Genomic DNA, 19,445 nt, shown 5'->3' with positions numbered 1-19,445 from the left:
TCACTTCCTGCGTGTTTCATCCTGCGTGAACAACCAAGGAGCGTTACAGTGTCGGTGTGGCACTGGGAGCCGTTCCAAACTGTCTGCCGATGAAACGGCTAGCCCGTTACAGCACTAGCCGTTTTAAGAAGATTTCGGCGAGATAGCGGTTGCTCCTGCAACATCAACTGTCACTCCTAACCGCGAAAGTACAGGAGCGGATTATGAGCGTCAGGAAAAGGTAACGTTCAGACTGATCGGGACCGTCGCGAGTGCCTTTGACACAGGGCATCCTTCTTTCGCCTTGTTGGCTAGCTCGGTGAAACGCGCCTCGTCAGCATTTGGCACAGTACCGCTAAGGTTCAGTTCGATTGCCGTGATCGCGAAACCGTCTCCGACCTTATCAAGACTGACAACCGCTTTCGTGTCTAGACTTGTCGCCGTTAAGCCCGCATCACCAAGGATCAGGGAAAGCGCCATTGTAAAGCAGGCGGCATGGGCCGCACCGATCAATTCCTCGGGATTTGTTCCCTTCACACCTTCGAAACGTGTTTTAAAGCCATAAGGATGGGCGTTAAGAGCTCCGCTCTCGGACGAGATTTCCCCCATTCCATCCTTCAGGCCGCCAGTCCAGTGCGCCGATCCGCTTTTTTTGATCACCATATTTTTCCTCCTTTTCTCTATTCAAAGATTGCTTGAATTGACGGACATTCAAAACCAACCACCTGAATGGCTTGATGTCAAACGACCAAGCTTGGATACCATGCGCTGGGGTAATACGTACGGGTATGCCCGTGCGATCGAGGGGCATCGCGATGGTGAAGTGGAGGAGCAGTCTGTCAACCTGCTCGCGATGCACACCCTAGGCGGCGTTCCCGATCGGCGCGGCAAAGCATATTAAGCGCGCAACTGAAATGGTGCCGCCGATTTTTATGGCTTTGCGGACGCCAGGCGCTCAAACAGGATCGCGACAGCCTCCGCGCCAGGGTCGACGTTTCCACTGAGATTTCTGGCTGCGACATGGGCGGATCTCCCGGCTTTTGCAGACTGCATCTTTCCCGTCAGGTTGGCGCCATGCCGCGCAGCTAGAGCAGCACTTTGCAAGTTGGAGCCGCCAACCAGACTTTCGATTGCCAGCTGAAGCGCATCGATCATCGTGCGGTCGCCTAGGTTTGCTCCTCCATAGGACTTCATCTTATCTAGGCCAGCCTTCAGGGCTTTAGGCCAATTGGAGGCCTGTCCGTAGGCATCTGAAGCGGCAGCGAAAAAGATAGCTAGCAAAATTCCGCTCGATCCGCCCATATTACGAGACAGAATATCACTCAGGCGGGCACAAAGGTTTGAGCCTGCATCAAGGGGAAGGCCGTCAAGCTCGCCCGCAATCGTGCGGGCAGCCGTTGCGAAGGTGGAGCCAGTGTCACCATCTCCCACGCGGCTATCGAGTTCGTTTAAAAATGCTTCCTTCTCGATGAACAACGCGGTCGCCGTCGAAAGGATCGTCCTCATCGCGGCATTTTCCGAAGGCTCGAATGTCCGGGCCAAGCTGCCACTTTCAATCGGCAAGAATTCCAGTATTGACGGGCGAATCGCGGCCTGCCAGGCTAATGGTTCGACATCGGAGGTGATCGCTTCCTCCAACTCCGCGTCCAAAACAAGATATGACAACGAGAACCCCTTCATATCCAGCGAGGTCATTAGCCTCCTTGGCCCAATGAGATAATCGACGCTCTCAAAAAGCGGTGTGGCGACAACGGCGTCTGTTACCGATGCCATTTCCAGCTCCGTCATGCCCCCCAGATTATTGATAAGCAGCGCGACGCGCGCGTCGGCCGGCAACCCTTTCGCCAAATGCGAAGAGACGGTTCCGACGAGTTCACCGATCGGGCGGTTCTCTACCAGTTCGATGCCTGGTTCGCCATGGATGCCAAGCCCTAGCTCCGCGTGCCCCTGTTTGATGCGGTCAGTTTTTTGGGCACCGGGAATGGTGCACGTGTCAACCGCAAGTCCAAGCGTTGCGAGCTGCGATGAAGCTTTACGGGCGGCGGCCGCCACAGCTTTAAGTGAAGCGCCGCGCGTCGATAAATGTCCGGCGACTTTGTGAACAAAAAGCGTTCCTGCAAGGCCACGCGGCTGGGCCGACCCTGGAATTGCGATATCGTCGGAGACAACAACCGTCTCAACTTGATATCCGAGCGCGCGTGCTCTTTCAGCGGCAAGTCCGAAATTCAGGCGATCGCCGGTATAGTTTTTTACGACAAGCAAGCAGCCGGCTGGCCCAGTGACAGCGGTGATCGCGCTGAAGACCGCGTCGACGCTTGGGGAGGCGAACACTTCGCCACATACGGCCGCGGTCAAAAGTCCGTTGCCGACGAAACCGGCATGGGCGGGTTCGTGCCCGGACCCGCCGCCCGAAATCACCGCAACCTTGCGTTTATCCACATCCTTGGCAACGACTACTTTGATGTCGGGATAACCTTCCAGAAGAGCAAGGTTTCGACCTCTCGCGGTCGTGACAACGCCAACCAATGCCGTTTCAACGAGCTTGGATTTTTCGGTGATGAAATGGTTCATGGCTTCCTCCCTTAAATACATGCGAACCTGGATGCGTCCCAATCACGGCTGACCTGTCATTTTTCATCGCAGGACCGGTCGATACAAGGGCACCGGTGCCTCGCGCTTATTCAAGAGCTGGACCCAGACTTAAACCGTGGCCCAGCGGTCAAATTCCTCTCTGGTGAACGCCGACGGATTTTCGACGCAGAAAGGAGCGCCGTACTCATGAGCGGGATAGGTTCGGGGTCGTTTGCTGTGGCTGCGGTCAGGGGCGACGCCGTTGCCCCGAGTATGAGACCTCGTTGGCGGCGTTATTCACAAGATTGCGAGAGCAGAGGCGGTCGATCACAACTTGCGGTTCTGGCGAGTGAGTTCCGCAACGCTGCCCACTGGGTCGTGGGGATCTGCCAGAAGATGTTAGCTCGCCAGTTTAAGATCGGGGGAGATCCGGCTGAGATCTGTAGGTTGCAACGTGATCTCAAACAGTACAAGAGCTTCATCCCGCGACGCCCGACCACCCAGTGCCTTCAATATGCAGGCTTCGGCTGCCGCACAGTCCAAACCCCTAAAATGCGAATAAGCCGCCTCGCTTTGAGTACAGCCGTATTCGCACAGCGTGCCCTGACTAAAGCTTTGTTATCAACGCTGCTTCTTCGTCATCGCGCTGACGGCCACCGATGGCTGCTGCAGCGGATGCTATGAAGGCGCCAATCAGAAGCGATACAGCTCCGAGCATTGCCGTGGTCGATGCCGACTTGCGCGCCTCGTCAGCGGCCCGTTGCGTTTCCACTTTTGTCCGCTCTATGCTCTGAAGTACGGCTGCGACCCTTTGATTGGCCTCATCCGGCGTCAAACCAGTGCGAGACGCGACGACTGCGGAGAGATAGGTTCTGTCTTCCTCAGGCATATTCCCTGCCGCTGCGGATTTTAAGAGTATCCGGGAGACCTCGGCCGCTGCGGCTGCATCGTCGGACTGCGCTCGGTTGCGAAGATCCTGAGGACGCAAAAGCACATCCGTAAAGTAACCTGTTGCCATATCTGGCCCGACATCATCACCTTTAGAGGCCGACGCCCCGGCGATGCTGGCAGTAGAGGCTGCCGGTGTTATAGCCTGCACGCCGCCTCCGATAAGTGATGTGAACGCGGATCCGGCAAGACCGGCAATCACAACTGTCGCGAGCGCCCAGGTAAGGAAGCCATGCGCCGTATCGCGAAAGAAAACCTCATCCGTGTGGACACCTACCCATTTCGTGCGGAGACGGCCGGTCAGGTATCCACCGAGTGCGGAGGCCAACCACTGTACCACCACAAACCATATCGCCGCGGTCACGCTCACCGTTGTGAATGACGCACTCTCGCCAGCCCAAGGCGACACCATCGTGAGCCCGACGCCGGCGCCTAGAAGAAGCAAGATAAGAGCGATAGCGGATGACGCGATTGCGCCGCCTATAACGGGTCCCCAACTAAGCGCAGATACGGAAGATTCAACGCCGACATCGGAAACACCAGATTGGTAGATAGGCATTTCATCCTCCTATCGCATGAACAGGACTAGCAGGATGACGATCGGCAATGGGATGCCAAGAAGCCAGAGAAGAATACCGCGACCCATGAGAGGCCTCCAATGAATTGAAAGTTCACAGCGCCCGAACGTTATTAAGAAACGGAAGTTCCTTAGCAAATCTCCTTCGAACGGTTTGGAACTTGAATATTGGAGATGGATGAACGTGAAAATCGTAGCGCTGGGTGCACTAGTCCTTGGCCCTTGGAGCTTCGGCCAGCACGCTTCGGGCTCTCCGACGTTAACCGCGGCCTTCCGATTCTCCCTCACATTCATCGGAAATGTCCTCGTTCCGGTTCCGGCCGGGAACTGAGTGCCGCTCCAAGATTTGGACGCCGTGAGAACGATGATGGTGGAGCAGATACCCGTTTATTTTTTCAATTTGCGTGATGGCCACAAATTCGAGAAAGATCCCGAGGGCGGAGAATTCGCCTCTCTCAAGAAGCCCGCGAGAAGATCATTTTGGCAGCCAGGGAAATGATGGTATCAAAGGTAGGTTCAGGGGAGAAAATTGACGGGAAGGCGTTCGAAATAACCGATGAATACGGTGCGAATCTGAAGCCCAGCTTAGTGCGCTTGCTGAACTCCATCGAGGTTGCGCGGATGGTTGGGGCTTCCTCGATACCTGATGACATTTAGGGCAAATAGCTGTCAATGGTTCAGGCGTTGGCTGGCTAAGGCGCATTGCCAATTCTCGAAGAAGGCATCACGCCATGCTCCAAGCACCCAGGAGAAATCCCCTCCATCAAGCCATAGTTCCGAAAAACGGTCTGGCGCTTGTTGGCTGTTGATGCAGCCGAGAAGTCGGACTTGTTACCAACATCGAACTGGACGACGTGCCCTCCCTCATCAAACGCTGCATCACCGTCCGGAGCCCAGAGAATATGTCCGGCCAATATCGCGTCCGTGAGGCCCGGGTTAGGCGGCTCTCCGTAACAGGCCTTCAGGAATTGCTCTGCTATCGCATAGCCGTCATACCGGCCATCTGGCCTTCGGACGGATATGCTTGGGTGATTTCGCTCTCAACAGCAAACGTTTGGGGTCGCCGATCAACATGGATGCGCTTCGTTTTTGCGTGGAAACAGACCGGCTCTAGCATCGGAGTGTCGGGAAAACTAGTCCGCTTCAGGCCGATAGAGGCCCACCGCCCTGACATCGTCGGTCGGGGTGTCAGGTCAGTGCGGCCGCAATCCTTTTCTGTAGGTCTAGCCGCACTCTCGACTTTATGTCCGCGATGTCCAACGGCGTGGGGATCTCTGAAATTCGAGGGGTAAACGGGCTAATTAGCGGATGCCATTTGTCTCGCCGTTTAAGGCCTATCTCTTCCACAACAGCAGTACGTTCAGTTTTTGGGCCTATGAAGACTGTTGGTATTCCCATCGCTATGCAGGGCATTGCGCAATGGATTCGTTTCGTGACTACCAATGCGGCTTTTCGTCCATAAGTTTCGATCATGCTTTTAGCGAAAGCCAGGCGAACGAGGGTCGGCGTTTCCACGACGCGGTGGCTGATAGATTTCAATTTCAACCCGTGGTTCTTCCTGAACGAACGAGTGAACGCGTTTTCGTCTGCCTCAACCAAATAAATCGAATCGGGCGACCTGTCGGCTACAGGTTCAAAAGTGAGCGTAGAGCAAAGAGATAGATATGCATCGACCCCGAGAGACCTCACAAAGTCAACGGTTGCGCTATCGCGGCAACCTATCGGTTCGTGTCTTTTCAAATATTGGGCGTGGCGCGCAATAGTTGGTTTGGCCCTGTCTTGGACATGAAACCCGAAGAATATGGGTTTGATGCTCTGGCTCGGCGGCCAATTGTCTAGCTTTTCGAGGAACCATCCATTGGTAACGAGAATAGCCGGAGGTCCGTCGTACTTGCTCAGGTGGTCTCTATCGATGAAAGCATCGACCCTCGGAAGATGCTGCATGACCGCGACGGTTTGGACGTCATCGCCGATGTTGTTGCTTAACCACTCAAGCGCGAGAATATTCATCGGCCCCCCAGACGTTTCGCACCTGTTAGTACGGCAATATGGAAAATGCAACGCACTAGGTTGCGTACGATACCGTACACAACTCTTCTGTTGATCCGAGCGCTTTTCATTTTAGGGTGCAGCTATAACGGGAGAAACCCTTTGGATGGACCAATCAGAGGACTACCAGAAGTTACGAGAAATAATTGCTGCAGATCAGGCCATCGCTGGATCTCAAATTTTAACTCCATCTCTGGGGGAGTTGAAGTCTGGTTCAGTCAGTCGAGGATTTCTAGACTTTAAGGATATGCTGCCACAGCTATCGTCTGATGAGCTTGGTCCTCTATTGATCGACTTGGCTTCTACCGGACAAAGGGCAATGGGAGTAATATCTCCTTACTACTCGAACCAAATGCGGGAGGACGGATTAAATCTCTATCGAACAGTCATGCCAGATGACTGGTGGAAAGCTTTGTTGGAGAAGCATTTTTTAATAACTGAATTTGTGGCTTCGCATCGCGGGAGCGAATTTTTGTGGACCAATTTCAAAGTGTCCGAAGGAACGCGGTTGAGGCTTGCCCGTGTTGGAAAGGTATCGTCGGTTAGGCGAGAGCTGTCCCGCCTGATAAGTCGCACAAAAGTTGGCTGGAGATCCCTTACGGGGCAATGTGTGCGCCGAAACGATCTTTTAGCGCTGTTAGACGGCAAGAGTGTTGCTGTTGTAGGAAACGCTCGCTCTCTGAACTGTCAAGACTTCGGTCGGGAGATCGACTCGCACGACATAGTTATTCGGTTCAATAGAGTGCCAATCGTGTCTCGTGGTTCGCACGGTTACCGTACCACCTGGGTTGCGACAGGGGTTCCGATCAATCAGCAGCGATTGTCTTCTCTTGGGGCCAGTCATGTGCTCTGGCTGTCTCGTTACCGTAGGAAAATCCCCAGGGAAACGGCGTCGATTGACAATCTCTACCTCCATCCGACTGGGATGATCGATGCACTTGCAGAACGGTCGAATGTCATGAGGCCAACAACAGGTCTTGCGGCAATCGATCTTCTCTCATCATCGATGGCGCGACAGATCACTCTGTACGGGTTTGATTTTTACCTCAGCCAATCTTCGTCATCCCACCAGACTATTGAAACCGCTCCTCATCAATTCGATAGGGAAGAGTTGTTTGTGAGAACGCTCGTCCAGGATGATCACCGGTTCGTGATCAAATGACAGAGCGCTGCCCTGACATCATTTACGCCATTCCGTGCATAAGGCTTCAAAAATGGATGGATAAGATCGCGACTACTGCCAGCACACTGATAATCGAACATGCGATGATACAGGAAACAATCACGAATTTCCCATCGCCCACGCTGCGTGTCGGTAGTGGAATATTCGGGAACTGCTCGTTGACTGGCTTCATGGCGGGCCTCACGGGAGAGTTAATCGCATAGCATCCATCAAAGGGAGGCCAAGGGCCTCCACCCCTGTCCATATCTGGTTAGCGATCCTTACCGGATTGCTTGTCCTGATCGTCACGGTGCTCGGTGCCCTGTTTTTCATTCTGCTCCCGGGTCTGCCGGTGCTGCTGCTGATCCTGCGGTTTTGCGGTCCGCTGCTGCTGCTGCTGGTCTCTACCCTTGTCAGGGCGTTCCTGATTTTCATTTCCCATGTCAAAACTCCTCCTATGGGATATTCCTCGTTACCGAGGCGCAATCCTAACAGTGTGGAAACGGCGATGTTCCTACCTCCAGATGCTATACGTTGATTTACGATCTCGTGGCTTCTGAGAGCGATCCAGGGGCTGCTGATCGAAAAACCCGCGCGGACTGCCATAGCGGCCCCAGTCGGCAATGAAACTCGGTGTTGAAGGAACTTCATCTGCGATTTTTAGTTTAGTGGGCGAAGCCGGGGTACCGTTTATGTCCGCTGAAGACGTTTTGCACTCGCAATGTTTCAACGAGGGAAGAAGAGCAGCTTGCATAGGGATGCCACGGCATTCCAATCCCTACCTAGACCGCGCCGGCATCAGTCTCCATGCTTGGGTTGAAGGCTTCGAGACAGTTAGCAACTCCGAGATCATACCGACTGAACGTATCCACCTATTTCATCTAGGCAGGGAAGCCGCCGAGCTTGGAGATCCAGCATCTGTTTGTCCATATACCGAGGACGAAAACCCAGAGAGAATGGAAATTTGGCTCATTGGTTATGCGCCCCACATAGATCCGGACATCGTCGCCAATGACAACGTCGCGCCCTCATGAGCTTTTTAGGGCATCCCCTTTGGTTACGAGCGTAACTCGCCGCCCTGACATCGTCGGCTTTGCGCCATTAGCATGCGTAATCGGGCGGTCCCACGAGAGGCAAGCTCCTAGTACAATCCTGGTGCAACCGGGATGAAGGGAGATGACGATGTTCTACGCTGCTTTAGACGTGTCACTGCGCTCAGTGGCAATTTGCATCATCGACGAGGCCGGAAAAGTCAGGCTCGAACGGTCCGTGCCATCAGACGTACCTGATATTGTCCGTTGCTTGGAGGAGTTAGGTAAACCTATCCATCAGATCGGACTGGAAGCTGGCACGTTGACCCAACACCTGACGTACGGCCTCACGGAAACTGGCTTCGATGTCGTGTGCATGGAGGCTCGCCAAGTCAATGCTGCTCTTTCGGCCATGCGGAATAAAACGGACAAAAACGATGCGCGCGGTATCGCCCAACTGCTTCGATCGGGTTGGTACAGCAGGGTACACGTGAAGAGTGTTGGAAGCCACTATACCCGAGCGCTTCTTAGCAGCCGGAAGGTAGTGCAGCGAAAATGCCTTGATCTCGAAAACGAGCTTCGAGGGCTACTCAAGGTCTTCGGCGTCAAGCTGCCGATACGCCTGTCTGGTGGTGCATTTGAAAAGGCCGTCCGCGACCGATCGAAAACGATCCAGCGCTCAGTCATGCGCTTTTGCCAATGCTGGAGGCTAGGCAAATGCTTCTGGAGACGTTCCTCGAGCTGGATCGACGTGTCCGAAAGGCCGCCAATCAAGATGCCGTAACCACTCGTTTCATGAGTGTTCCGGGCGTCGGATATGTCACGGCTCTGAGCTTCAAGGCCGCAGTCGATGACCCAGCCCGTTTCAAGAGCTCACGAACGGTCGGAGCTCACTTCGGATTAACGCCACGGCGCTTCCAGTTTGGAGAAAAAGATAATCCCGGTCGCATCTCACACGCTGGTGATGCCGATGTGCGCGCGACGCTCTACGCCGCGGCCAACGCAATGCTTATGCGATCGATCGCGTGGAGCAGCCTGAAAGCCTGGGGTGTACGCCTCATGAAAACAAAAGGAAGGCGGCGAGCCATTGTCGCTGTTGCCCGCAAAATTGCTGTCTTGCTCCATCGCATGTGGCTTGACGGCACAGAATTCCGGTTTGGATCGGAGGCTGCAGCATGAATTGAAACAGCGACCGAAACCGATCCTGCCCGGATCGTCCCATGCGGACGACGGGATGGATAAAGCCGACTATGACTGCTGCGCTTCGAGCGCGTCCAAAAGCGAGGCTCTCCAGACCCTGATCCCATGCATGCGCGCAGCGGCTCCAAGCGAAACGGAGCCAACAGACTGCGAAGAGAAGCGTGACCCGCGTGAACGATCAGGCCGTTAATTATCAGAAAGAAAGAGCTTGACCCAAATGCCCGATTAGAGAAGCAGACATTGTCCTGTGCCGCTCATAGCTTGTTTATTCAGCGCTGGCGGTTGTATCGCGCCACGCTCTAAAAACGCGGGAGGGGCCGTCGCCGTCACACTCCTGTAAGCCTTCATCCGTCATGCCGATCTTCGCAGCGACGTGGATCGATCCGAATTTTTCAGGATCAATGTCCGCGATCACACCATCGAGATCGAGGGTTTCCAGTGCGTAATCCAGAATGGCCTTGGCGGCTTCAGTTGCCTATCCCTTCCCCCAAGCACTGCGATTGAATCTCCAGCCGATCTCGACTTCGGAGTTGATGTTGTCGGTGGGAATAAGCAAAATCCACCCGAGGGAAAGGTCGGGGTGCTCGTGCTGGAAAACAGACCAATAACCAAGTCCATACCCGAAGGTAGCCTCGATCCGCTCTCGAACAAACGCCTCATGACGCTCCGGGTCTGACCAAGGACCGGGAATGAACTTCGTCACTCCGGGTCACGATGCATTGCCCAGACAAGCGGCAAGGCCTCCTAGTTCGCGTGGCTTGGCAAGAGGCGAGCGGTTTTGAATGTAGGAAGTCTCGACATAGTTCTGCCATTTCTCACTTAGAAACATTTAGTCCACTAGCAACATGCGCTTCCGGTTTAAGTGCTCAAACGTCTGCTTCGGGCCGACTGCGGTCTTCCGCTTCGTGCCGATGGCCGCCATGACGCAGAAGCGCTAATCTATGATGCGGTGTCTTTACCGAAGAAGCCCGTCGACATCGAAATCTTCCCAACCGCGAAGCTGTGGCGCCGGATCATCGGGATTACGATCTGGCTTCTTGGGTCCCTTCGTTGCCTTTTTAACAGAACGGTTCAGGTTTCTCTGATGAGCGGCCCGCCGCCGTTTTTCAGCTTTCGCCTCAGCATCTTCCCCCCGCCACTCGTCGACTATACCCCGGTCGAGAAGGTCCTCCACGATTTTGGGATCGAATACATGGAACGTGATCTGACGGGCGCGACCATTCAACCGGACCGTTCGCGTCCCGGCGCTCGGTAGTCGCCCGTCTGCGAGCCATCGATGACGCTCGCTCGTCTTTATAGTCAGGATATCCCGTATTTCACGAGGGATCACCGGAAGAGTTTCGACATCCTTCATCGCCTTCGAGACGACAGCCACCGCTGTTAAGAAAGCGGTCTTATCGCTGGCGGGCATCGCAAGGGTGAGGTCGCGGCCCTCCAGAACTAACGACTTCTTCGTTGTACCCGAGAGCCGCGATTGGATCTCCTGCAATATTCCCTTTGCTCGTACGGACGATCCCAGGGTGGCCGCTGGCGAAAGCGTCCATGTTTTCAGCAGCTCGATGTCTGTTTTCGCGATCTTTGGCATCGCCCTAAGATGGGGGCAGCACACCCGCAGGTCAACGATATGTAGTGTTCGGCATAGACGGAGCCGACGGAGATCGCATTCTATCGACCGTAACTTTGCGCTAGAGGTCATAGGCGGGCGTTTCCATCAGGCGCGTCGTTTCTTTGACTAGAAGCGCTTCTTCAATCTTATCATAGCCAGGAGTTTTGTAGAAATTTATCGCAGTCAGCGACGACGGCACACGCATCCTGCAAGCTTAGATCAGTTGCTTGCCGATTGTATGACCGCTTCGGGCCGGTGGCCGACTTCTGCCTCGCGCCAAATGAAGACGCTAGGCCCGCCGAGAGGAAAAGGAAATCAACTTCTGCTTCGCGTCAACTAAGGCAGTGGTAAATTTTTCAAAGTCGATGGCGAGAGGACTGGTTACTGCTCCGCCGCTGTCTCGGTAGCGAGAATAAATGCTTACCTCAAACTGATCCGTAGATCGCTCTTGGCACCATTGTCGAAGAGGATTTCGGCAACTAGCTCTCCATATGCTGTGTCTGAGGTTATCGCTATTTCGTAGCTTATTTAAATTGCTTTGGTCTATCCCAGGGCCGAGGCTGTGTGAAAACCAGCGCATCCCGTAGCAATTCGTAATCGAGCTTGGGCTGGCGGAATTGGCTCTATGTTGCGCCTATCGAATGCTGGAAGGCGTCGCAAATAGTCCCGGTGGTTTAGTTCGGCGGCTTTTGGGGCCAAAAGGGCGTTTAGCCCCCATTTCAAGCGGCTATGGCTCTGATGAGCGCTCTTGCGCCAATCATATTGATCATCCGTTTGACGTTGTAGGCCAGCACGTGCAGCGCCATTTCCGTTCTCACGTTCTTCAGTCTGCGCATCTGGAAATGAGTTGCGCCCATCCAAGCCTTGATGGTTCCGAACGGATGCTCGACCGTGCATCGCCGGGTTCGCATGAGGCTCGGATTGTCGTCCATTCGGGAATAAATAGCTTCGGTCAGATGCTCGTGCTCCCAGCGTGTGATCCGCCGTTCCTTGCGCGATGTGCATTGTGCCTTGAGGGGGCATGACGGACAATCCGTGCGCCAGTATCGCCGAAGCATCAGTCCTTCCCCCCCTGGTATATCTGTATGCCAGCGCCTTTCCGGCAGGGCAAACATACGTGTCTGTGGCGCCGTCGTAGACGAAGTCAGCCTTCACGAACATGCCCTTCTTGCGGTTGTTCGACGTCTCCGGTCTCGGCACCGTTGCCTTAATCCCTCCCTCATGACAGCTCAACAGTTTAGCTCCGTTGAAATAACCACGGTCGGCGATGGCATCGAGCTTATCGACCTTCAGTACTTCCATTGCCGCCTTGGCCATGGGAGCCAGTTGCGATCGATCATTGCCGATATTGGTGACCTCGTGCGTGACGATAAGATGCGTCTCGACATCAACCGCTGTCTGCACCTTGTAGCCCACCCAGACCCGTGCCTCTGCCATATGTCGCCTTGGATCGGGCGTCTGGATCAGTCAGCGAAATCTGGCTGTCAGGCTTATCATTCAGCGTTTCCGCGATACCTTCCAGGCCTTGGTCTTCTTGGCGAACAGAGCGAGCTATTCCTTCAGCCGTGTGACTTTGCGCAGCGTTGCGTCAGATTGCTGCAAGGCGTCAGCTCTGCCCATTTCCTCCAAATACCGCGACGCGCTTGCTTCGAGGTGGCTGATCCGCAATTCGATCTTGCTGGAGGTGAAGTTGCGATCCCGGTTGTTGACGGCTTTGAACTTGCTTCCATCGATCGCGAAATTGCCGCCGCTCAACACACCGATCTGGCGGCATAACTCGACAAATCTGGCGCAGGCCTTACGAATTGCCGAGCCGTTGTCCTTCCGGAAGTCGGCTATGCTTTTGTGATCAGGCACCAGCCGCCTGGTCAACCACATCACCTCAACATTACGCCCGGCTTCACGTTCCAGCCTACGACTTGAAGGGATGCGGTTCAGGTAGCCATAGATGAAAAGCTTCAGCAACACCGAAGGGTGATAGCTGGGACGTCCGGTTTGCGCAGGCGACATGTGGCCGAAACCTGTGCCCGCCAAATCCATCGCCTCAACGAACGCCTCTATCACTCGAGCGGGGTGATCGTCGTCGATCCAATCATCGAGGCGGTCCGGAGATAGCGTAACCTGATCACGACTTATGCCTTCGATATAGCCTGACATTGCCACCTCCGATCGACGAAGATGATTCTACATCAGGACCAGGTTTTCACACAGCCTCGGCCGAAAGCCGTCATGGTGCTGACGTGCCAATCGCGGCTCGCGCCAACCGTCCAGATCGATATTGAGCGCTATGGCTGATAGTTAGTTGTTTAGGAGCCTTTGTTCGGGGCAGCCAAATTAGAAGGAACTGAATGAACCTGATAGCCCATGTTGACGCGTTCATGCGAAAGCTCACGTAAAAGCGGTTAATCGTCTTCTACCGAGAACCATTGAAACACGCCATTCTTGACGCTATATTGCGTCTATATTATCGGCTCTCTGGACTGAAGGTGTATCATGGGCCTCGCACAATATGCAGATAACGGACTGTTCGCACCGCGCAAGATCGCCGATGCGTTTCGCACGACTAGCGAAGAGATCGCCCGCACTGCAGGACTCGGAAAAGACGCCATCCAGCGCAAGGATCGTATTCGCTCCGATAGAACGCAGCGGCGCCTTCGCGAGATGATCGAAATCGTCAACAAGGTTGAGCGACGCTTTGGATCGGCATTGATTGCCTATGCCTGGTATCGCTCGGAGCCGCTGTCCGGTTTCTCCGGACAGACTGCAATGCAACTGGTCCGCAGCGGTCGGGCCGATGAGGTGCTCGACTATATCGACGCTGTCGACGCCGGCGTTCACGCATAAGTTCGGCGTATGCACTATCAAGGAAAGCTCTATCGGGCGCTTAACCCGATATACGCCTGTGAACCTCTTTCGGGACGCGGCGCGGAACTATACGGAGGCCGGTTTAACGCGAAAGGCGTGCCTGCCCTTTACACATCGCTGACGATCATGACGGCGCTCAAAGAAGCCAATCAGGTCGGCAATCTGCAACCGACGACGCTGGTCTCCTATGATGCCGATCTCGAACGTGTATTCGACTGTCGGGAAGACACGACCGTTCAGGCGCAAGGCATCGATGCGGCGGCGCTCGCAGATCATACCTGGCGTGATCAGATGAAGTCTGCCGGAGAGGCGAGAACGCAGACCTTCGCGCGTCAGCTTGCCGCCGACGGCTATTGCGGGCTGATCGTAAAGAGCTACGCAGCCGCCGCAACCGACGATGATCTCAATCTTGTCCTGTGGGCGTGGAGTAACGCGGCACCGAGCCGCCTGATCCTGATCGACGACGAACACCGACTGTCGCGATAGTAGGTGGAGGACGCTACGGCATTCCTCCTCGAGCCGGAATGGTATGCTCGCAAAGTAGTGACTATCGAACGCATCCCTTAGCCGCCGGTGGGTAGATGCGAAAACTGTGCAATCGAGATCGAAGTCCAGGAGGCTAAGGTCCACATCCGGCTCCCTCCGTTTAGGCGCGCCGCCTATTCCGCTTGCTGTCCGTTCGAAAAAACCCGCAAGCGTTGTCAATCAGGGGCGTTTTGCCATTCGTCGATCACTTGTTTTTCAACCATGGCCGCATCCTTCCGTTTGCGCGGTTAGAAAACCTCCCTGGCATGTTGACTTTGTCCGCACGCGGCGCACACCGCGTTAGGTCTCCCACAATTTGTGACCTCGGACGATAAGTGCAGCAATCTATCGTTTTCGCCAGATTGACTTAAGTGTCGGGATATCGCGTACGCGAATGCTTGGACCGAACCAGATAGAAGTCGCGCATCATTCGTGGGGAAAGCTCTAATGAGTAGACGATCACAAGTCAGAACAACGAGAGTAGCGTGGAAACGGGTTACGGTTTCTGTCATTACGTGAGTGCCGCGCAAGTTTAATCGTGTATGCGGTAATGTAGCTCTGTCCCAATCCCTGACGGATTGGATCAACAGAGCAGTGACGTGCGGCCCACAGAGGAGATCTTTCATGGCTGATGAGAATACTGCTGGCAAAATTGCCGATGGCGTTGGAGCTGAAACCACGACTGCACCTGTCTTAGAAAAAAAGAAGCGCGCACCGCGGCTCCCGAAAGCCGTCGCAGCTGAAACAGTAGCCACCGCTGCCGCTGCTCACGCTGCCGCAGAAACGCCGGCTAAGGCTCCCCGCGCCAAGCGTGGTCCAAAAGCCGAGGTTGCTAAATCCACCAAAACAGTGGAAGTGAAACAGCCGGCTAAAAAAGGCGCTCGTGGCGCGGCAGTCGCCAAGAAGGCAGCACCGCTTGTGGCAACTGATGACATCGCAGAACTGATCAAGCTCGAAGAAGAGAACAAGAACCTTCGCGCACAGTTGGCGACCAAGCTGCGCGACGAGAACGCAGACCTTCGCAAGCGCCTTGGGCAGAAGTGATTCTACCTGGCGGTTGAAATCGAAGATCAGCCGCAGAGACGTCTGTTCACACGTAACTGTCGGGCTCATTCCCTGAGCCCGACAAATTTCGAATTTCAATAGCGGCAACGACAGCTGCAATACGATAAGGGTTGTGATCCGATGAAAACACCATGGAGATTTCTTTCGGACCTGGTGTCGCGAAAATCAGAGGACCGCCCAGTCGAGCAGATTACCAAAGCTTCTGCTGTTGTAGCGATCGAGCATTATCCTGAGGAAGAAGTCCCACCCTCTAGTGCGGTTTCGGTTGAAAATCCGGTTGAGGCTGAAACCAATCTAGCTGCCCAGGAAGTAGAAGCGACGGAAATCGCTCTTGCCGTTCCAGTGGTCGAAGGCGATGCTATCGAGCAGTCACTCGAACCTGTCGAGATGGATTTCTCTGCTGAGCCCGAAGCGCTGCCGAAAGAACAAGCCAGCGAATTCGACGATGCAGGTGATGTCGCTGAGGATGCCGCTCTCGCAACGGCCCCGAAGGCAACAGCCACGAAGCGGAGAGGGAGGGCGGCTCCTGCTGCGTCTCCGATTGGTCTGCCTCGTGAGCAGGAACCAGACCAATCCAGTGTCAAGAAAACGGCCTACGACGAGATGATCGAACTAGATCAGGAGATCCTTGAACTGAGGCAGCTTCTGTCGAAAAAACTCATTATTCAGAACGCGCAACTGAAGACTTTGCTCGATCGCTACTAACGAAGGTTGCTCTCGCGTTCCATGATGTAGCTCGCCGCCTCGAACACGTGCTCTATCGCTTTCCCGAGATCCGCCGTTGCCTGACGAATATCGGCGGAGACGGCTGGATCTTTAGAAACTATCATTGCCCGGCTACGAATGGCTTCGCACGGATCCGCAATGCCATGGATGAGACGCAACAATTGGCCGGTATCGGTCATTCGTATACCTCGACATACTTCGAATGCTTTGCTTAAGCGAGCTTACACATCCTGGTTAGGATGCCGCAAGGATGCGGCACCACAGGGAAACTGTGGGCAGAGAGCTTTTGAAGCAACGATTTGTCTTGGACTTGTTTCGACCTGCGCGGTGGTAAATAATTTAGAGATGCCCAACGTGATCGAACGTCCCAAGCCAATGGGGCCAGCGCATCTCCATCCCGACACAGGGGAGATCAGCCAGTACGGCGCGCTTTGCTTTCGCTAAGATGCCATCGGAGGTTGAGCATACTGCTCATCACGACCCGCGAAACACGGCGATGGACGATTCCAAAGGGCTGGCCGATTAAAGGACTTAAGCCTCACGAAGTCGCGCAACGCGAAGCTTGGGAGGAGGCGGGGGCGAAGGGCCGAGCAAAGCGGAAACCTCTCGGACATTTCACTTATATCAAGTGGCTTGCAGGCGATGAGGCTGTTCCGGCGTGTGTCGCCGTGCATGTCATGGAAGTGAAGCATATGAAAAAGAACTTCCCCGAGCGTGGTGAACGAAGACTCGATTGGGTGTCGCCAGCTGAGGCAACAAGAATGGTTGCCGAGCCGGACCTTCAAGCTCTGTTTCGCAAACTTGAGTTCCGCTACTCGAGGTGAGCACATTCACCTGACAGGATGAGCGCTGTTGCCGTTCGATGGCTTGCGGGAGTGCAATGCCTCCGCGCTTCAGATATCCTTGATTCTAACCGCGCCGACCGACAGATGAGTGATCTGTCGGTCGGCCAGAACGGCACTGAAAGCTGAGCAAGGAAACCAGTTGAAAAATAGCCCGCCCAGAACGCTCCGCAGCTTCGTCGTTGAATACAAATCAAGCCGTCGACAACCGAAGCCAGTAGTCAAGTCGATCTGGGGCGACACGGATCTGAAGACACTCACACAGGCGGTCGCTGATGACATGCCTTTTTCAGCGCCGCGACAAGACATTACGGATAGTATCGAAAAAAATGCGGTCACCAACCAAAACGCCGCTATGACTGAAACACCGGTAGCCGAGCTAGCTGAAAGCTGCGAAGCAGAAGCCAAAGTGGCGTTCGAGTCAGAGCCCGTTCTCGCACCGGTGAACAGGGCGGACGAAGTGCGGGCTGCGATGCCTGCAGCTAAACCGAAAACCCAGCGCCGCTCTAGATCCGCCGGCGTGAGACGTGTCATCCAAAGCCCCAAATCCGCACCTCATACGCCGACGGAAATTCGATACGCGGATCCTGCGACAGACAGTTGCGATGTTCTTTCGGCACTAGAGCTGGAAAACAGGACGCTTAAACATCTGTTGGTGGAAAAGCTGCAATCCGAAAATAGACTGCTTCGGGAAATGCTGGAGCGCTTCGAGCAATAATTTTTGCACACGTGTTGCCATTAAGGCAAGAATCACACGCGAGAATCGACATCCGCAGGAACTTAGTTCGAAGGTGACGCTTTTGCTTCCGGATACAAGGAGAAGCCGATGTCAGATAGCAGCAACAAGACCATCATTGCGACTTTCGAAACGCGCGAAGCAGCGGACCTTGCGGTCGAGCACCTGGTTCAGCAGGTTGGTGTAGATCGAGCAGACATTTTCGTTCAGCCCGTTGGCCAGGATAATTCTTCTGGCGCGCACGTCAGCGGCGGCGATGCTCCAGCAGTGAATGAAGACGGGCGCGGCGACGCTCGGCTTAGCGGCGAGATCGAAGTGTCCGCCGACATATCCGCGAACAAGACTGCGGCACTTCACCGCGCGTTCGGCGATCTTGGCGCGTTACGCGTCACCGCCAAATGAAGAGGCTCTGCGATCCGCTGGTTACTCCGCGCGAGCCCCGACCAGGCGCTTCCCTTCGTCAGTGAGGACAAGATAGGGCGAGCCCTTGAAAGCGATCTCTCGCACGTAAGCGTCTCGCTCAAGCCCTGCAACGGTGGAGGCGGCAATGCGCTTGTCTCCGACCGACCAAGCCCGGCCCAAGCGTCGTTGGTGACGATACCGGTTGATTGCCGACAAGATGTCAACTGATGCTCTAGAGGGCTGCTTTTTACTAAGCGTCGTCATGACAGCTCCACAAGTTGTTCTCTCTATGTTCAGATGATGATTTCGAGTTGGACTTTCAAGATCGCGAACATCGGCCGCCAGATTTCTTAGCCTTGGAACCGGGAGTAAGCGTCCGAGTTTAGTCGGAACACGAAAACGGATCGACGTGATGACCGCAGATCTGAAGAAGGGCGACCATGTAGCTTGGAAAACCAGCCAGGGTGAGACGGAAGGTAAGGTCGTCAAAAAGCAGACCACCCCGACGAAGATTAAAGGTCGCGAGGTTAAGGCCTCGAAATCGGATCCTCAGATGATTGTAGAAAGCTCGAAGAGCGGAGCTAAGGCCGCCCACAAGCCGAGCGCTCTTAAGAAGACGTCATAGGAGAGGTGGCGCCCTCAACTTTCGCTAACTCGAAAAAGTAGTGGCGTGGATCACCGTTAACAATCATTTTGCCGATTACCTGGCCATCCTTCGATCGACGGAAGACTTCTCCAATTGTCTGCCGGTCGTAGACCAAAGCGGCCGTTATCAGTTCATCGTCCATACGCGATTGAAGCACGGCTGTGGTCCCCTGGGCACCGAGCCGGGGAGTAATGTGCGAGAACAAGCGAGGCGCAAACGCTTTGCGTCCAATACCCGAGAAACTCAAAGCCCACCGGGTCGGGAAGTAAGCGGGCTCAATAGCGATGAGCTTGCCAGGCGCTTTTTCAAAGAGAAGGGCGTCGGCCCGCAAATTAGGATGGAATCTCTTTCCAAACCATCCGAGATTTTCGAGCACACCGTCCAGTGGATGCCCGGACGGGCACCCCGAACCTCTCCAAAGTCCAATCATGTCGGCCGCATTGACCGGCTCAAGAGTCCTAAACCACGCCAAGGTTCTTTCCTGCGTATCCGAAGTCTTGGAGGTGGCCATCATT

At 54.8% G+C, this 19,445-nt stretch carries 20 protein-coding genes and 3 pseudogenes; 12 read left to right on the top strand and 11 right to left on the bottom strand.

Translation table 11 applies throughout. The features are described from left to right. Positions 1-210 precede the first annotated feature (210 nt). The 4 genes from HNQ72_RS22445 to HNQ72_RS22430 all read right to left on the bottom strand — a co-directional run bounded on the left by HNQ72_RS22445 (position 211) and on the right by HNQ72_RS22430 (position 6,085). Positions 211-642, bottom strand: coding sequence for an OsmC family protein (locus tag HNQ72_RS22445; RefSeq protein WP_183995463.1), 432 nt, complete (start codon positions 640-642; stop codon positions 211-213). A 267-nt stretch (positions 643-909) separates the two neighbouring features. Beyond that, positions 910-2,550, bottom strand: a complete 1,641-nt coding sequence (locus tag HNQ72_RS22440; protein ID WP_183995461.1) for a dihydroxyacetone kinase subunit DhaK — start codon at positions 2,548-2,550, stop codon at positions 910-912. Between the two features lie 607 nt (positions 2,551-3,157). Then, the gene (locus tag HNQ72_RS22435) at positions 3,158-4,057 is read right to left on the bottom strand and encodes a hypothetical protein (RefSeq protein ID WP_183995459.1); all 900 of its coding nucleotides are present in this window, start codon (positions 4,055-4,057) and stop codon (positions 3,158-3,160) included. 1,206 nt (positions 4,058-5,263) lie between these two features. Next, entirely contained in the window at positions 5,264-6,085 is an 822-nt protein-coding gene (locus tag HNQ72_RS22430; RefSeq protein WP_183995457.1) for a polysaccharide pyruvyl transferase family protein, read from the bottom strand. Between the two features lie 145 nt (positions 6,086-6,230). Here HNQ72_RS22430 and HNQ72_RS22425 point away from each other — a divergent pair, with 145 nt between their 5' ends. After that, positions 6,231-7,286, top strand: a complete 1,056-nt coding sequence (locus HNQ72_RS22425) for a glycosyltransferase family 29 protein (protein ID WP_183995455.1) — start codon at positions 6,231-6,233, stop codon at positions 7,284-7,286. Between the two features lie 271 nt (positions 7,287-7,557). Here HNQ72_RS22425 and HNQ72_RS22420 read toward each other — a convergent pair whose 3' ends face one another. Further along, positions 7,558-7,728, bottom strand: coding sequence for a hypothetical protein (locus HNQ72_RS22420; protein ID WP_183995453.1), 171 nt, complete (start codon positions 7,726-7,728; stop codon positions 7,558-7,560). A 181-nt stretch (positions 7,729-7,909) separates the two neighbouring features. Between HNQ72_RS22420 and HNQ72_RS22415 the strand changes: the two genes are divergently transcribed. From HNQ72_RS22415 to HNQ72_RS30420, 3 genes are all read left to right on the top strand, one after another. Continuing rightward, positions 7,910-8,320 (top strand): Rmf/CrpP family protein, encoded by a 411-nt coding sequence (locus HNQ72_RS22415; protein WP_183995451.1) that lies wholly within the window; start codon positions 7,910-7,912, stop codon positions 8,318-8,320. 148 nt (positions 8,321-8,468) lie between these two features. Further along, positions 8,469-9,101 carry an IS110 family transposase gene (locus HNQ72_RS30425; RefSeq protein ID WP_210319685.1) on the top strand — a complete coding sequence of 211 codons (633 nt, stop codon included), beginning with the start codon at positions 8,469-8,471 and terminating at the stop codon, positions 9,099-9,101. Beyond that, a complete protein-coding gene (locus HNQ72_RS30420) occupies positions 9,035-9,496 on the top strand; it encodes a transposase (RefSeq protein WP_210319684.1) in 462 nt (153 codons plus the stop codon). Before HNQ72_RS30425 ends, HNQ72_RS30420 begins: the two co-directional genes overlap by 67 nt. A 286-nt stretch (positions 9,497-9,782) precedes the next feature. Here the strand turns inward: HNQ72_RS30420 and HNQ72_RS31340 are convergent. The 3 genes and pseudogenes from HNQ72_RS31340 to HNQ72_RS22390 form a co-directional block, all read right to left on the bottom strand. Beyond that, positions 9,783-10,220 (bottom strand): annotated as a pseudogene (locus tag HNQ72_RS31340) (GNAT family N-acetyltransferase). 252 nt (positions 10,221-10,472) lie between these two features. Beyond that, positions 10,473-11,102, bottom strand: coding sequence for a hypothetical protein (locus HNQ72_RS22395; protein ID WP_183995447.1), 630 nt, complete (start codon positions 11,100-11,102; stop codon positions 10,473-10,475). A gap of 740 nt (positions 11,103-11,842) precedes the next feature. Continuing rightward, positions 11,843-13,280, bottom strand: a pseudogene (locus tag HNQ72_RS22390) (IS1182 family transposase). Positions 13,281-13,616: 336 nt separating this feature from the next. Between HNQ72_RS22390 and HNQ72_RS22385 the strand changes: the two are divergent. Both HNQ72_RS22385 and HNQ72_RS22380 read left to right on the top strand, forming a co-directional pair. Beyond that, positions 13,617-13,967, top strand: coding sequence for an antitoxin Xre/MbcA/ParS toxin-binding domain-containing protein (locus HNQ72_RS22385; RefSeq protein ID WP_183995445.1), 351 nt, complete (start codon positions 13,617-13,619; stop codon positions 13,965-13,967). Positions 13,968-13,976: 9 nt separating this feature from the next. Further along, positions 13,977-14,474: an RES family NAD+ phosphorylase gene (locus tag HNQ72_RS22380; RefSeq protein ID WP_183995443.1), complete on the top strand. Its 498-nt coding sequence runs from the start codon at positions 13,977-13,979 to the stop codon at positions 14,472-14,474. Here HNQ72_RS22380 and HNQ72_RS30660 read toward each other — a convergent pair. Further along, positions 14,469-14,737: pseudogene (locus HNQ72_RS30660) on the bottom strand (class I SAM-dependent methyltransferase); the annotation flags it as partial. The gene HNQ72_RS22380 and the pseudogene HNQ72_RS30660 overlap by 6 nt on opposite strands. A 400-nt stretch (positions 14,738-15,137) precedes the next feature. Here HNQ72_RS30660 and HNQ72_RS22375 point away from each other — a divergent pair. Continuing rightward, a complete protein-coding gene (locus HNQ72_RS22375) occupies positions 15,138-15,557 on the top strand; it encodes a hypothetical protein (RefSeq protein WP_183995441.1) in 420 nt (139 codons plus the stop codon). Between the two features lie 141 nt (positions 15,558-15,698). Next, positions 15,699-16,283 carry a hypothetical protein gene (locus tag HNQ72_RS22370; RefSeq protein WP_183995439.1) on the top strand — a complete coding sequence of 195 codons (585 nt, stop codon included), beginning with the start codon at positions 15,699-15,701 and terminating at the stop codon, positions 16,281-16,283. On the opposite strand, the gene HNQ72_RS22365 is transcribed toward HNQ72_RS22370, so the two are convergent. Continuing rightward, a complete protein-coding gene (locus HNQ72_RS22365; RefSeq protein ID WP_183995437.1) occupies positions 16,280-16,483 on the bottom strand; it encodes a hypothetical protein in 204 nt (67 codons plus the stop codon). The genes HNQ72_RS22370 and HNQ72_RS22365 overlap by 4 nt on opposite strands. A gap of 279 nt (positions 16,484-16,762) precedes the next feature. Here HNQ72_RS22365 and HNQ72_RS22360 point away from each other — a divergent pair, with 279 nt between their 5' ends. From HNQ72_RS22360 to HNQ72_RS22345, 4 genes are all read left to right on the top strand, one after another. Then, positions 16,763-17,128, top strand: coding sequence for an NUDIX hydrolase (locus HNQ72_RS22360; protein ID WP_244654470.1), 366 nt, complete (start codon positions 16,763-16,765; stop codon positions 17,126-17,128). A 160-nt stretch (positions 17,129-17,288) separates the two neighbouring features. Beyond that, complete coding sequence (locus HNQ72_RS22355) at positions 17,289-17,864, top strand: hypothetical protein (RefSeq protein WP_183995433.1); 576 nt, start codon at positions 17,289-17,291, stop codon at positions 17,862-17,864. 108 nt (positions 17,865-17,972) lie between these two features. Then, positions 17,973-18,284, top strand: a complete 312-nt coding sequence (locus HNQ72_RS22350; protein WP_183995431.1) for a hypothetical protein — start codon at positions 17,973-17,975, stop codon at positions 18,282-18,284. 412 nt (positions 18,285-18,696) lie between these two features. Continuing rightward, positions 18,697-18,909 carry a hypervirulence associated TUDOR domain-containing protein gene (locus HNQ72_RS22345; protein ID WP_183995429.1) on the top strand — a complete coding sequence of 71 codons (213 nt, stop codon included), beginning with the start codon at positions 18,697-18,699 and terminating at the stop codon, positions 18,907-18,909. Here HNQ72_RS22345 and HNQ72_RS22340 read toward each other — a convergent pair. Next, positions 18,893-19,441, bottom strand: coding sequence for a GXWXG domain-containing protein (locus tag HNQ72_RS22340; RefSeq protein WP_183995427.1), 549 nt, complete (start codon positions 19,439-19,441; stop codon positions 18,893-18,895). The genes HNQ72_RS22345 and HNQ72_RS22340 overlap by 17 nt on opposite strands. Positions 19,442-19,445 lie beyond the last annotated feature (4 nt).

This window comes from Aliirhizobium wenxiniae (assembly GCF_014201355.1).
GTDB classification, from domain to species: Bacteria; Pseudomonadota; Alphaproteobacteria; order Rhizobiales; family Rhizobiaceae; genus Neorhizobium; species Neorhizobium wenxiniae.
This window is presented reverse-complemented; position numbering and strand designations above follow the sequence as displayed.